The organism is Streptomyces sp. NPDC002536, from assembly GCF_053594995.1.
In genome coordinates this window covers 69,689-83,185 of record NZ_JBSFWU010000008.1, presented here as the reverse complement: position 1 = coordinate 83,185, position 13,497 = coordinate 69,689, and the positions used below count along the sequence as shown (strand labels likewise).

At 72.4% G+C, this 13,497-nt stretch carries 13 protein-coding genes; 10 read left to right on the top strand and 3 right to left on the bottom strand.

Translation table 11 applies throughout. The annotated features are described in order from the left end of the window. Nucleotides 1-20: 20 nt before the first annotated feature. A complete protein-coding gene (locus ACWD4B_RS05330; RefSeq protein ID WP_451419502.1) occupies nt 21-1,595 on the bottom strand; it encodes a serine/threonine-protein kinase in 1,575 nt (524 codons plus the stop codon). After that, entirely contained in the window at nt 1,592-3,181 is a 1,590-nt protein-coding gene (locus ACWD4B_RS05325; RefSeq protein ID WP_451419501.1) for a serine/threonine-protein kinase, read from the bottom strand. Before ACWD4B_RS05325 ends, ACWD4B_RS05330 begins: the two co-directional genes overlap by 4 nt. 88 nt (nt 3,182-3,269) lie before the next feature. Between ACWD4B_RS05325 and ACWD4B_RS05320 the strand changes: the two genes are divergently transcribed. The 6 genes from ACWD4B_RS05320 to ACWD4B_RS05295 all read left to right on the top strand — a co-directional run bounded on the left by ACWD4B_RS05320 (nt 3,270) and on the right by ACWD4B_RS05295 (nt 6,325). After that, nucleotides 3,270-3,656, top strand: a complete 387-nt coding sequence (locus tag ACWD4B_RS05320) for a hypothetical protein (protein ID WP_451419500.1) — start codon at nt 3,270-3,272, stop codon at nt 3,654-3,656. A gap of 5 nt (nt 3,657-3,661) precedes the next feature. Beyond that, on the top strand, nt 3,662-4,240 hold the full coding sequence (locus ACWD4B_RS05315; protein ID WP_451419499.1) for a TetR/AcrR family transcriptional regulator: 579 nt from the start codon (nt 3,662-3,664) through the stop codon (nt 4,238-4,240). Nucleotides 4,241-4,438: 198 nt separating this feature from the next. Next, the gene (locus ACWD4B_RS05310) at nt 4,439-4,951 is read left to right on the top strand and encodes a DUF1990 family protein (protein WP_451419498.1); all 513 of its coding nucleotides are present in this window, start codon (nt 4,439-4,441) and stop codon (nt 4,949-4,951) included. A gap of 86 nt (nt 4,952-5,037) precedes the next feature. Beyond that, nucleotides 5,038-5,283 (top strand): hypothetical protein, encoded by a 246-nt coding sequence (locus ACWD4B_RS05305; RefSeq protein ID WP_390782274.1) that lies wholly within the window; start codon nt 5,038-5,040, stop codon nt 5,281-5,283. Between the two features lie 5 nt (nt 5,284-5,288). Next, nucleotides 5,289-5,831: a Clp protease N-terminal domain-containing protein gene (locus tag ACWD4B_RS05300; RefSeq protein WP_451419497.1), complete on the top strand. Its 543-nt coding sequence runs from the start codon at nt 5,289-5,291 to the stop codon at nt 5,829-5,831. A 284-nt stretch (nt 5,832-6,115) separates the two neighbouring features. Continuing rightward, complete coding sequence (locus tag ACWD4B_RS05295) at nt 6,116-6,325, top strand: cold-shock protein (RefSeq protein ID WP_451419533.1); 210 nt, start codon at nt 6,116-6,118, stop codon at nt 6,323-6,325. Between the two features lie 63 nt (nt 6,326-6,388). On the opposite strand, the gene ACWD4B_RS05290 is transcribed toward ACWD4B_RS05295, so the two are convergent. Then, nucleotides 6,389-7,921, bottom strand: a complete 1,533-nt coding sequence (locus ACWD4B_RS05290) for an IucA/IucC family protein (protein ID WP_451419496.1) — start codon at nt 7,919-7,921, stop codon at nt 6,389-6,391. Between the two features lie 48 nt (nt 7,922-7,969). Between ACWD4B_RS05290 and ACWD4B_RS05285 the strand changes: the two genes are divergently transcribed. The 4 genes from ACWD4B_RS05285 to ACWD4B_RS05270 all read left to right on the top strand — a co-directional run bounded on the left by ACWD4B_RS05285 (nt 7,970) and on the right by ACWD4B_RS05270 (nt 13,489). Further along, nucleotides 7,970-9,469 (top strand): IucA/IucC family protein, encoded by a 1,500-nt coding sequence (locus ACWD4B_RS05285; RefSeq protein WP_451419495.1) that lies wholly within the window; start codon nt 7,970-7,972, stop codon nt 9,467-9,469. Between the two features lie 188 nt (nt 9,470-9,657). Next, nucleotides 9,658-10,854: a UDP-N-acetylglucosamine--N-acetylmuramyl-(pentapeptide) pyrophosphoryl-undecaprenol N-acetylglucosamine transferase gene (locus ACWD4B_RS05280; RefSeq protein WP_451419494.1), complete on the top strand. Its 1,197-nt coding sequence runs from the start codon at nt 9,658-9,660 to the stop codon at nt 10,852-10,854. Next, complete coding sequence (locus ACWD4B_RS05275) at nt 10,851-11,882, top strand: GDP-mannose 4,6-dehydratase (protein WP_451419493.1); 1,032 nt, start codon at nt 10,851-10,853, stop codon at nt 11,880-11,882. Before ACWD4B_RS05280 ends, ACWD4B_RS05275 begins: the two co-directional genes overlap by 4 nt. A gap of 158 nt (nt 11,883-12,040) precedes the next feature. Next, entirely contained in the window at nt 12,041-13,489 is a 1,449-nt protein-coding gene (locus ACWD4B_RS05270) for an alanine/glycine:cation symporter family protein (RefSeq protein ID WP_451419492.1), read from the top strand. Nucleotides 13,490-13,497 lie beyond the last annotated feature (8 nt).

The following is a 13,497-nucleotide window of genomic DNA, read 5'->3' as shown; positions in this document are numbered from 1 at the left end:
AGGCCCTGGGCCGACCCGGATCAGTCCGCTCTCGGCGGCATGGCTGCCAGCGCGGCTCGCGCGATACCCCGGGCCTCCGTCTGGCATGCGGGGTGCTTGGCGCCGTCGAGGTAGACCCGTATCGCGAGGTTGCCGTCGCGGACGTTGAGCTGGCAGCTCTTCCGTTCGGCCGCGGAGTCCGACCAGTAGGCCCCGTCGCCGAAGCCGAGGCCGGTCTCGCGCCGCCCGAACCTCGCGCCGTCGGTGAAGTCCTTCCGCTGGCTCTCCGTGCCGTTCTTGCCGGAGTCGGAGCGGAACACTTCCCACGAGACGACGGCGTTGGGGTAGAAGTTCCAGCCGTCCGGCTGGGGCTGGTCCCTGTCGTACCAGTAGCAATCGGTCTGCCCGGTCCTCAGGTCCTCGCGGGCGACGTCCTTGTCCTTCCTCCGCTCCCCCCGCAAGGGGAGCTTGGGCACGGCCTCCGAACACACCGGCATCGTCACGTACTTGTCCGGCGTGCCGCTGCCACCGTCGTCGCGCAGGAGCAGGTAGGCGCCCGCGCCGAGTCCTGCCGCGAGCACCGCACCCGCCGTCACCCAGGCCACGGGGCGCCGGTTGCGGGGCGGCCGGGCGGGGGCGGGGGTGTCGTAGGTGGTGAGCACGGCCGTCCGCGGGGCGGCGGGGCCGGGGCCCTGCACGAGCGCCGTCCGTTCGGGGTCGCCGTCGAGCAGACCCTCGACCCGGGCCCGCTGCTCGTCGACCATCCGGTGAACGGCGGGCGGCCAGGGCCGGGACGCCGGGGCCACCGGGCCCAGGAGGGCGAGCAGTTCGGCCGGCGTGGGCCGGTCGGCCGGGTTCTTGGCCAGGCAGCGGGCGACGATCCCGTACAGGGAATGGGGCACACCGCTCAGGTCGGGTTCGGTGTGGATGACGTTGTAGAGCGTCTGGAGGGCGGACGGGCCGGCGAAGGGGCTGCGGCCGGTCGCCGCCAGGACGAGCACCGCGCCGAGCGAGAACACGTCGCTCGCCCCGGTCAGTTCGCGGCTCTCCGCCTGCTCGGGCGACATGAACGGGGGCGAGCCGATCACCCAGCCGGTGCCCGTGAGTTCGGTGGCGTCCCCGGTCTCCGCCGCCCGTGCGATGCCGAAGTCGATGACCCGGGCGCCGTCCTCCGCGAGCAGGACGTTCTCGGGCTTGAGGTCGCGGTGGACGAGGCCGGCCCGGTGGATCTCGTCCAGGGCCGTCGCCAGGCCCACCGCCAGGCGGTGCAGGGCCCCTTCCGGCAGTGCGCCCGCACGCTCCACGGCCGTACCCAGCGAGGGGCCGGCCACGAACACCGAGGCGAGCCAGGGCTGTTCGGCGTCCGCGTCGGCGTCGAGAACGGCCGCCGTGTACGCGCCGGACACCTTCCGCGAGGCCTCGACCTCCCGCCGGAAGCGGGAGCGGAAGCCGGCGTCGGCCGCGTGCCGGGCGTGCACCAGCTTCACCGCCGCCGGCCGGCCGTCCGGTGCGAGCCCGAGCAGGACGCGTCCCATGCCGCCCCGGCCGAGCTCGGTGAGGAGGATGTACGGCCCGGCCTTCTCGGGTGTGCCGGGCATGGACTGCGGTGCGCTCACAGGGACTTCACCGCCGCCACGCTCTGGCGGGCCATGTCCTTCGCGAGGTCCTCGCAGCCGCCCTTCGGGTAGTGGACGCCCTTGACCGCGACGAACAGCTCCAGGTTGACGTCCCGGGCGTACAGCACGCAGCTGTTCTCGTCGGAGTCCTTCAGCCACATGCCTTCCTCCACGAACCCGAGCCCGGAATCGCGCGGGGTCTTGCCCTGCATGTAGAAGCCCTCGTAGTGCTCCTTGGCCTGCTCGGCACCGGTGGGCCCGCCCGGGCGGGAGGGGTAGAGATCCCAGGCGATGTCGATCCGGTCGCCGGAGCGGGTGTCCCAGGCGCAGGCGGTCTGCGGATGGGTGTGCCCTTCGCCGTCGCGGTACTGGAACACCTTGTCGGGGAAATTGCCCCCGGGTCTGCCGAAGGAGGACGGGGCCTTCATGCTGCTGGCGACCTGATTGCAGGTCGGGACCGACTTGGTGTATTTGTCCCGCACTTGCGCGAGCGGGGTCGAGCCGGGGGTCGGCACGGGTTCGGGGAAGGCGGTGTAGTAGACGTTGTCCGGTCCGATCGCCAGGACCGTGGCGGCCGCCGTCGCGAGCACCGCGCCCGTCACGATCGCGGGGGTCCGCCACCGGGGGCGGCGGCGCGGCGGCGGGGGAGGCGCTGCCGGCGGTGCGGCGGGCGGGGGAGGGGGTACGGAGGCGGGGGCGGGCGTGGCCGCGAGCCGGTCCGCCCAGGCCCGGCGTTCCGTGATCTGCCCGTACACGGTCTCCGGCCAGGGGCGTGCGGAGGGGGTCAACGGGCCGATCAGCTGAAGGAGTTGCGCGGGTGTCGGTCGTGCGGCCGGGTCCTTGGCCAGGCACGGCTCGACGATGCGGCGCAGCGGGGGCGGTACGGGGTCCAGGTCGGGGAGGTCGTGGGCGACGGCGTGCATGAGCGCGAACGGCGAGTCCCCGGCGAACGGGGTCCGGCCCGTTGCGGCCGTCACGAGCGTGACGCCCAGGGAGAACACGTCGCTCGCCGGGCCCGGTTGCTCACCCCGGACCTGCTCGGGCGACATGAACGCGGGCGAGCCGATCAGCGCGCCGGTGTGGGTCAGCTTCGTCTCGTGGTCGGCCGCGCGGGCGATCCCGAAGTCGACGACCCGTACGCCGTCCTCGGTCAGCAGCACGTTCGACGGTTTGAGGTCCCGGTGCACGAGCCCCGCCCGGTGGATGTCGTCCAGGGCCTGCGCGAGACCAGCGCCGAGCAGCCGCACCGCCTCCTCGGGCAGCGCCCCGCCCGCGTCCAGCGCCTCGCTCAGCGAGGGACCCGGCAGGAACAGCGAGGCGAGCCACGGCGTCGGCGCGTCCGGGTCGGCGTCGACGACCGGCGCGGTGTAGGCGCCGGACACCCGCCGCGAGGCGTCCACCTCCCGCCGGAACCGCGAGCGGAACCCGGGATCCTCCGCCAGATCGGCATGGATGCGCTTGACGGCCACGAGCCGCCCGTCCGGTGCCACCCCGAGCAGCACCTGTCCCATGCCGCCCTGGCCGAGCACCCCGACCGTCCGGAACGGCCCCACGTGCGTCGGGCCGTCCGTTCCGAGTATGTGCATGCCGAATCGTTCCTCCCCCTGGCCTCCCCTGAGGCTGGCTGGATCTTACTCAGTGACATCTGTTATCCGTTCGGATAAATTTATCCGCATGGATAACGAGCTCTACGGGCGTGTGCGCGCCCTCTTCCGTGCCGTCCTGGTCGTCTCGCTCGCCACGCTCGGCGTGGCGGCGCTCGTCGGCGGCAGCGCCGCCGTGTGGGTCCGCGGGATCATCGTCGTCGTGATCTCCGCAGTGCTCATCGCGCTGGCCGGACGGGCCTTCCGCGGCAGCCGTGCCGCCTACCTGCGCATGCGGTTGATGTCCACCGTCGCCCCGGTGGCCATCGTGGTCATCGTCGTGCTGCCGCACGACGGCTTCCCGGTGTGGGTGAAGGCGGAGCAGGCCGTCGTCGGCGTGCTGCTGGCGACGGCCGCGGTCATGGTGGGCCGCAAGGGCGTCCGCCGGGCCTACGCCAGGACCGGCGGGCAGGCGTGACGGCCATGACGACCCGCCAGGCCGCGACCGCGGCCCGCAAGGAGCAGATCACCCGCGCCGCGATCGCCCTGCTGGCCGAACACGGCTATCAGGCCACCACCTTCGAGGCCATCTGCAAGGAGGCCGGGCTCAGCAGCAAACGGCTGATCACCTACCACTTCGCCGGCAAGGACGAACTGTTCGCGGCCGTCGCCGACCAGGTCGTCGCCGACGCCGAGACCTTCATGCGGCCCGCCCTCGACACCGCGACCGGCGCCCGCGAACTGCTCGCCACCGTCATCCGGGCGAACGTCGCATTCCTCGCCGCCCATGCACCGCAGGTGCGGGCGCTCCAGCAGATCCTGCTCAACGGCGGCCTGGGGAGCTATGAGCGGCACCACGTCGAAGGTCTGAGACGACTGTCCCGGCTGTTCGCCGACGGGCAGCGCGAGGGGGTCTTCCGCGCCTTCGACCCGCAGGTCATGGCGGCGTCGCTACGGGCTTCGATCGACAGCACGGCTCCGCTGCTGTCCGCAGGCCTCGATCCCGACGCGTGCGCGAACGAACTGGTCGGACTCTACGACCGCGCGGTGCGGCCCGAGTGAAGGTCGTCGCCCCATGAGGGGCGCGGGGAACTGCGCGACAAGCCACCGACGGCCTGCAGCCGATGCACCTCACCCGGGAACGGGGACGGCACGTCACCTGCGGGCACGTCGTGGCTGGTCGCGCAGTTCCCCGCGCCCCTGACGGGGCGAAGGTCCACCGGACACGCCCGCCGGGCCCGGTCGGCATACTGAGAGCCGATGACGACCTTCAGCTACCCCGAGGTGGGTGCCACCCGGCTGCACCGGCTGCCCGACGGTTACCACCACCTCCGCGAAACCACCCATCTCGGCCGCGGCCGGGCGGTGTTCGAGGCCGCCGCCGACGCGGTGCTCGACTGGACCATGCACCGCGCCGCCGGCGTGCGCATCGCCACCGCTACGCCGCCCGCCGCCCCCGGCGTCGCCGTGACCCCCGTCCTGGCCCGTGGCCCGTTGCGGATCGCCGCGCCCTGCGAGGTGGTGTGGACCGTACGGGACGAACGACGGGCCGGCTTCGCCTACGGAACGTTGGAGGGCCACCCCGAATGCGGCGAGGAGTCGTTCGTCGTGACCATCGACGGGGCCGAGGACGTACGGCTGACGGTGACCGCCTTCAGCCGCCCGGCGCGCTGGTACACCCGGGCCGCCGGACCGCTGGTCCCGGCCTTCCAGCGGGCGTATGCACGCACCTGCGGGCGCGCCCTGCGCGACAGGGTCGGCGGCGCCGCCTGATCCGTAACGCGTCACAGTTCTGAAGTTCTGACCGGCGATTGTCAGGGTGTCTTGACACGTCCTTGCTGTCAGGCAATCCTGACACCATGAGCGCCGAGGACTCACCGGCCGCCGAACTGGCAGGCCAGGTCACCGACAAGGACCCCGCCATCGGGCTGCAGGCCGTCGTCTCGCTGCGGCGTCTGCTGGAGGAACTGGAACGCCTGCACGTGGACAACGCCCGGGAACAGGGCTGGACATGGCAGGCCGTCGCGACGGCACTGCAGGTCAGCAGGCAGTCGGTCCACGAGAAGCACGCAGGCCGGCGCAAGGCCATGGGCAAGGAGGAGTAGACAACGTGTTCGATCAATTCACCGAGCTCGCCAAGCGGGCCGTGGTGGCCTCCCAGGATGCGGCTCTTTCCCTGGGGCACGACTTCATCGGCACCGAGCACATACTGCTCGGCCTGGCCCAGACTGCGGGCACGGCAGGCGAAGTGCTCCGCGAGCACGGCGTGGACCTGGCGCAGACGCGCCAGGAGGTCGTGCGGCTCCTGGAGGAGTCCGGGGTGACCGCGACCGGCGGCCAGGCGGCGAAGGACGCCCTCGCCTCGATCGGCATCGACGTCGCCGAGATCCAGCGTCGCGCCGACGACACCTTCGGCCCCGGGGCCTTCCACTTCCCGCGGCCCGCCTACACCCCGCACGCCAAGAAGGCACTGGAACTGACCCTGCACGAGGCAGCCGCCCTCGGGCAGCAGCGCATCGGCACCGAGCACATCCTGCTCGGCCTCGTCGCGGAGGGCGAAGGCCTCGCCCTCACGGTCCTGACCGCACTCGACGTGGACCCGGCCGCCCTGCGCACGTCGGTCCTCAACCGCGTGACGCCGCAAGCCTCGTAGCCCTGCGCGAGGCAGTGGACGTGCCGCCCCCGAGACCCCGGGCTTCTGCGGCGCCGAGATCCTGCGCCGCGTCATCGGATTCGCCCGCCCCGCCGACCTCACCACCATCGGCGACCCGGCCCGCCGTGCCGCCGTGGAGCGCCGCGCCCTGCGTCCGGCCCGCGATCTCGTGACCGCCCCCGAAGGTTTCCGGGGCGTGGCGGACTTGACGCAGGCCGCCCGACGGACATGAATTCAGGGGAAGCACAGATCGAGCAGTGAACACCCAGCGTGAAGGACGTGCGATGGCGACAGGGACCGTGAAGTGGTTCAACGCGGACAAGGGATTCGGATTCATCAGCCAGGACGACGGCGGGCCGGATGTCTTCGTGCACTTCTCCGCGATTCAGAGCCACGGCTTCAAATCCCTTATGGACAACGACAGAGTCGAATACGACCTGGTGCAGGGAGCGAAGGGGCCACAGGCCGAGAACGTCATCGTCCTCGAGCAGTAGGCGCCTCTTCCCGACGCACGCGCAGTGCCGTGCAGGCCTCGGCCTGCACGGCGGCGGGCCGTCTCACGGCCGCACGGCCAGGGGATTGGGGATCGGGAGGTAGCAGGGGTCGGTGCCGTCCGCGTCGATCCACCGGGACAGGAGGCTGGCCTTGCCCGGTACCGTCGGTGTGGTGAGGAGCGCGGTGGCCCCCGGGAGACCGCGCTCCTTCCCGTACCGCGCGAACTCCCGCCGCGCGAGGGGCCACAGCGCGTCCGCGGACCGGGGAAAGCGGTGGGCCAGGGCGTTCGCGATCTCGGTGAGGTTGTTGATCACCAGGCAGTAGGCCAGGCGCTGCGCAGCGGCCGCGCGGGGCGTTTCGGGGATCACTCTGGCGCCCTCGGTGTCGCGGAAGAGCGCCTGGACGGGGGTGCCGTCCGCGTCGACGGCGATCAGGGTGTTCTGGAGGTGGCACTCGACCGCGACGCCGTGACGGGTCCAGGCCTCCAGCACGGGCGGGACGACCCGGTCCAGGTAGGCCGACCACCAGGGCAGCGGGTCGGCGATACGGTCGAGGGGACTGCCGTCGAAGCCCTCCGGGAGGGCGGCGGCCAGCACGGCCGTGGTGCCCGGGAGCAGGTGGCCGTCCAGGCCGTCGCGGACGAGGACGGGGAACGTCTCCTCCAGACCGCGGACCGTGCGGTGCCCGCGCTCGCCCAGCCAGGCCGCGGGGCCTCCCATGGCCCGGAAGGCGGCGGCCACCAGCGGGTCGGTGCGGCTCACGTGCCGGAGTTCGTGCGGCCGTATCCGCCGGACGTCGTTGGTGATCTGCACCTCCAGACTGAACTTCAGGAACAGGTCCCGGGCCCGCCCGGGGCGTTCGGGGCTCCCGGGGACGTGGACCGTGCGGACCGAGGACGTGGCCCTGGCCTCCCAGGGCGTGCTGCCCAGCCGGACCAGGCGGCCCTCGGCGAAGGCGGTGCGCACGGCGGGCAGGTGGCGGGTCAGGCCGAGCTGCCAGGGGTGGGCGGGCAGCAGACGGTATCCGGCCGGGGCCTGGCCCAGGGCGTCCAGGGCGCAGGTGTCGCCGTCGTCGATCACGGCGTCCTCCCGCACGCCCAGCAGGACGAGCGGGAAGCGGGCGTACGCCTCGGGGGCGTAGCGCAGCCAGGTGCCGGGCGGGCCGCCGCCGGTGCGGGCCTTGGGAGCCGGGTGGTAGGGATGGCCCATGACCAGCGCCTGTTCGGAGCGCAGCCACGGATCGTCGGGCGGCGCGGTGCGGGCGCGGGCGGCGAGGAGGGCCTCCACGGCCGCCCGGCTGGCGGCCATCTCGGCGGCCAGGGCGGCGTTGGAGCGCCCGGTGACGGCACGCATCTCCTGCACGGCCACCTCGACGAGGCCGGAGTGGCACAGGGGCTGCCAGGCCGTGCCGGTCCATAGTTCGGGCGCGGAGGGCCGGTGGCCGGTGCGGACGCGCAGCAACCGGCCGCTGACGCGCAGGCGGTGGACGGCGCGGCCGGCGGCCGGTTGCCCGGCGGGTGCGGCTGCTTCTCGGAGCAGGCAGTTGAGCAACGGTGCGACGGCCAGTGCGTCGGCTGTCCGGGCTGCATCATTCATCGCCCGTCAGTATGTGTGGGAGGTGTTCGAATGCGGTAGGACACGCGCGTGTGTCGCACTGATGCCGAGCGGGACCTTGCGAAGGAACTGGACAACGTGCGCCCGGAGTTGGCGGCCGCGTACGAGGCCGTGCTGCCGGTGGCGCGGGCGGCGGTGCTGGCGCGGCTGTGGCGGGGGCTGGTCCACGAGCCGCTGCCCTGGGTCGCGGACCGGGCCGTCGGGCGCGACGCCGTCACGCTGCACCTGGCCGACGGGCGGCGGCTGCACGGTCCGCCGTCGGACCCCTGGGCGACGGGCACGGAGGTCGCCGTCCTGGAACTGGACGGTCGCCCGTACGACCATCCGGCCCGGCTGCTGACGGCCCTGGCCGTGCCCGGCGGGGAGCGGCTGGCCGCCGAACTGGACCACAGCGTCGCCTCCTTGGCGCTGTCCCGCACGGCGTCCCGTCCCGTGGGCCCGCCCGGGGCTCCGTGGGAGTGGGAGCAGCGGTCGCCGGACGGCCATCCCTACCACCCCACCTGCCGGTCCCGGCCCGGCTTCTCGGCCGCCGAGCAGCTGGCGTACGCGCCGGAGCACCGGGCGGTGGTGAGCCTGCGGCTGGCACCCGTCACGGGCGCCACGGTGCGGGGCCCGTGGCCGCGGCAACTGCGGGACGGCGAGGCCGTGTTGATCCCGGTGCACCCCTGGCAGGCCCGGCACGTCCTGACCGGCCGCACCCTGCTTCCCGGGCCGCAGGCCCGTCCGCTGCTGGCCCTGCGCTCGCTCGACCTCGGCGGGGACGTGCACGTCAAGACCGCTCTGAGCACCCAGATCACCTCCGCCGTGCGGGACATCTCCGCCTACTCGGTGGAGAACGCGCTGGCCACCTCCGAGGTCGCCGCGCGCGTCGCGGACCGTCTGGAAGGCCGGCTGCACATCGCCCGCACGCTGGCGGCGGCCGGGGCCGGCACCCCGGATCTGGCGGCGGTGCTGCGGGAGTCGCCGTACGCCTGCGCAGGCGCCGGGGAACAGGTCGTGCCCGTGGCCGAGTTGCCCGCGCTCTTCGCGCCGCTCGCGCCCGCGGAACGGCGGGAGCGGATCACCGGGTTCGCGCGGCTGGCCCTCGGGGTCTGCCTGGAACTGCTCGACCTGGGGGTGGCCGTGGAGGGGCACGGACAGAACCTCCTCGCCGTCGTCGACGCCGAGGGCCGGACCCGGCGGCTGGTCTACCGCGACCTCGCCGACATCCGCATCAGCCCGGCCCGGCTGGCCCGGCACGGCTTCCCGGCACCGCCGTTGACCGGCCGGCTGCTCAACGACGATCCCTGCGTCCTGCGCCGCAAGGTCTTCGGCTGCCTGGTCACCGGCGCGCTGGGCCCGCTGGCCGGGGACGCCCCGGCACTGGGCGCCCTCCTTGAAGAGGCCACCCGGGATCTCGCCCCGACCGAGGACCTGCGGGCGCTCCGGGAGGAACGGCTGCCGGTGAAGGCGCTCACGCTGATGCGGCTGGAGCCGGGACGGGACCGGTGGGCGCTGCTGCCCAATCCGATGACGTCGTGGCCGGGCTGACGCGCTCGACAGCGTTCGCCGATCGTCGTCGAAACAGTGCTGTCGGCACAGTGCTTTCGACGAAGTGGGACCGGGGCGGTCATACGGTGAATCGCCGTGTCTGCTTTCGGAGTCCACTTCGGTAGGAGCCGGCGAGCGGGTCATGGCCTCTTAAATTCCTCTCAAATTCCCCTGCAAGTGTGCCGGGTATGCGCACAGACCGGACCGGCGCTCCGACCCACAGCGCCCCTCTTTCCGTCGTCATCGGTGCGGGCGGCACCGGTGGACACATCTATCCAGGCCTTGCACTTGCCGACGCATTGCGAAGGGCCGTGCCCGATGCGGTCGTTTCCTTCGTCGGGACCGAGCGCGGACTGGAGACCGCGCTCATTCCCAAGGCCGGCTATCGGCTGCACACCGTCGACATGATTCCGTTCGACCGGTCATTGGGCGCCAGACGCTATCTGCTGCCCGCTGCACTGCTGAAGTCCGGTGCCCAGTGCCGGACGATCCTGCGCGAGCAGGGTGCCCACGTGGCAGTCGGTATGGGCGGTTACCCGAGTGCCCCGGTGATCGTGGGGGCACGGATGGCGGGTCTGCCGAGCCTGGTGCACGAGTCCAATGCGGTGCCGGGCCGCGCGAACAAGTTCGCCGCCCGGCTCACCCCGCACATCGCCCTGGCCTTCGACCGCAGCCGCGAGCATCTGACCGGCGGTGAACGGGCCGAGACCGTGGGCATGCCGCTGGTCGGACCGCTGGCCGGCCTGGACCGCGCGGCACTGCGAGCGCAGGCGCGGCGGGAGTTGGGCATACCCGGGAACGCCCGGATGCTGCTGGTCAACGGCGGCAGCCTGGGCGCGGCACGGCTCACGGAGGCCGCCGTCGGGCTGGCGGCCCGCCGGCGGTCCCGCACCGACCTGCGCATTCTGATCAAGACCGGGCCGGCGGCCCTGGACGAGACGCGGGCCCGGCTCGCCGCGCAGGGCGGGGACGCCGTCGCCGAGGCGGTGTCCTACCTGGACCGCATGGACCTCGCCTACGCGGCCGCCGACCTGGTGGTCTGCCGGGCCGGCTCGGCCACCGTCGCGGAACTGGCCACCATCGGCATGCCGGCCGTCCTCGTCCCGTACCCGCACGCCCCCGGCGACCACCAGACCCACAACGCCCGCGTCCTGTCGGACGTCGGCGCGGCCCTGCTGCTGCCCGACGCGCAGACCGGTGTCGAGAGCCTGGACGCCCTCGTCACCCCGCTGCTCGACAACCCCGCCCGGCTGGCCGCCATGAGCCACGCCGCCGACCCCGGCACCCATGCACGGGCCGCCGACCTGCTGGCCGCCAAGGTCATCGACCTGGCCGCGAACCCCCAGTCCGACCGCACCGCAAACCCGTTCCAGGAGTCCGCATGAACACCCAGGCCACGACGGCACGCACGAGCACGCCGCACACCGCATGGAAGGGCCGTACGGTCCTGGTCACCGGCGCCGAAGGCTTCATCGGCTCGACCCTCGTCGACCTGCTCGTCGAACAGGGCGCGAACGTCCGGGCGTTCGTCCATTACAAGCCGTACGCAGAGAAGGGCCACCTCGCCCATCACCTGGGCCCCGCCGGCCCCGTCGAGACGATGGCGGGCGACGTCCGCGACGCGGGCCGGGTGATGGACGCCGTGGCCGGCTGCGACACGGTCTTCCACCTCGCCGCCCTCATCGGCATCCCCTACAGCTACGACTCGCCCGGCGCCTACGTCCAGACCAACGTCGTCGGCACCGAGAACATCGCCGAAGCCTGCCGCCGCCACTCCGTGCGCCGCCTGGTGCACACCTCCACCAGCGAGGTCTACGGCACCGCCCTGACCGCCCCCATCAGCGAGGACCACCCCCTCCAGCCGCAGTCCCCCTACTCCGCCTCGAAGATCGGCGCGGACATGATGGCGCTCTCGCACCGGCACGCCTTCGACCTGCCCGTCACGGTCGTGCGCCCGTTCAACACCTATGGTCCCCGCCAGTCGGCACGCGCCGTCATCCCGACCATCCTCGCCCAACTCCACTCGGGCACACGGGAGATCAAGCTCGGCTCGCTGACGCCCACGCGCGACTTCACCTACGTCGCCGACACCGCGGCGGGTTTCATGGCGATGGCCGACTGCGACCGCGCGCTCGGTGAAGTGGTCAACCTGGGCACGGGACGCGAGATCGCCATCGGCGATCTCGCCCGGGCACTGATCGCCGCGTCCGGACACGAGGCCGAGGTGGTCGTGGACCCGGCGCGGCTGCGGCCCGCGGGCAGCGAGGTGCAGCGGCTGCTCTCCGACAACTCGCGAGCCCGGGAGTGGGCGGGCTGGGAACCGCAGGTCTCCCTGGAGGACGGCCTGAAGCGCACTTCGGCCTGGGTCGCCGACAACCTCCACCTGTTCGCACCGCAGCGCTACCAGGTGTAAGGGGGCGTAAGGGGGGCGTAAAGGGGTGGAGGCGGATGTATCGGGCCATATATGCGATTCGTCACAGCCGGACCCTCTGGTCTACACCTCCACGCGAAGCAATAATTTTCCGAAGCTTTAACGGAATTTTTGCTTCCGGACGCCCCGAAGGACGCCCCATGAGCGCAATCGACTCGTTCATCGTCGACGTCAACGACGTCTTCTGGACCTACCTGCTGATCCCGCTGGTGATCGGCGCGGGTCTGTATTTCACGGTCCGCTCCAAAGCGGTGCAGGTACGTCTGTTCCCCGAGATGCTGCGCGTCCTCAGGGGCAAACCGCAGCCGGGGGAGGGCGGCGGCAAGGCGGTCTCGTCCTTCGGCGCGTTCACGATCTCCGCTGCTGCGCGTGTCGGCACCGGCAACATCGCCGGTGTCGCCACCGCCGTCACGCTCGGCGGCGCGGGCGCGGTGTTCTGGATGTGGGTGATGGCCGTCATCGGCGGCGCCTCGGCCTTCGTCGAATCGGCCCTCGCCCAGCTCTACAAGGTGCGCGGCGCGGGCGGCTCCTACCGGGGCGGCCCGGCGTACTACATGCAGCGCGCCCTGGGCAGGCGGTGGCTCGGCGTCCTCTTCGCCGTCACGATCACCGTGACCTTCGGCTTCGTCTTCAACGCCGTCCAGTCCAACACCATCACGAGCGTCGCCACCGCCTCACTGCCCGCCTCCGAGGCGGAGTGGTTCGGCCCGGCGATCGGCCTGCTGCTGGCGGCACTTCTGGGCCTCGCGGTCTTCGGCGGCGTCAAGCGCATCAGTTCGGTGACCACCGTGCTGGTCCCCGTGATGGCCGTCGTCTACCTGCTGCTCGGCAGCGCCGTGGTGCTGCTCAACCTCGGTGACCTGCCGCGGGTGTTCGGCGACATCGTCGGCGGCGCCTTCGGCTTCCGGGAGCTGGCGGCCGGCGGCATCGGCGCCGCCATCCAGCAGGGCATCCGGCGCGGCATGTTCTCCAACGAGGCGGGCCTGGGCTCCGCCCCCAACGCGGGCGCCGCCGCCGAGGTCTCCCACCCCGTCAAGCAGGGCCTGGTGCAGGCGTTGGGCGTCTTCTTCGACACCCTGCTGATCTGCTCGATGACGGCCTTCATCATCCTGACGACCAACCCCGAACTCGGCGGACGCCAGGGCGCGGACCTCACGCAGAGCGCCCTCACCGACACCCTGGGCGGCTGGGCCGGGCACGTCCTGACGCTCGTCGTCTTCATGCTCGCCTTCAGCTCGATGATCGGCAACTACTACTACGGCCAGTCCAACATCGAGTTCATGACCGACAGGCGCTGGGTGCTGCCCGCCTACCGCGCCCTGGTCCTGGTGGTCGTCTTCCTCGGCGCGCTCGGGTCGGTGAGCGTCGTGTGGAACCTCGCGGACGTCTTCATGGGCCTCATGGCCCTGATCAACCTCCTCGCCATCCTCCCCCTCTCGGCGATCGCCTTCCGCCTGCTGGACGACTACCTCGCGCAGCGACGGCTGGGCCTGGACCCGGTGTTCACCCGCGACCGGCTGCCGGACCTGGAGGGGGTGGAGTGCTGGGAGGCCCGGCCGGACCGTTCCCCCGAGAAGGCGCCGGTGTGACACCCGTG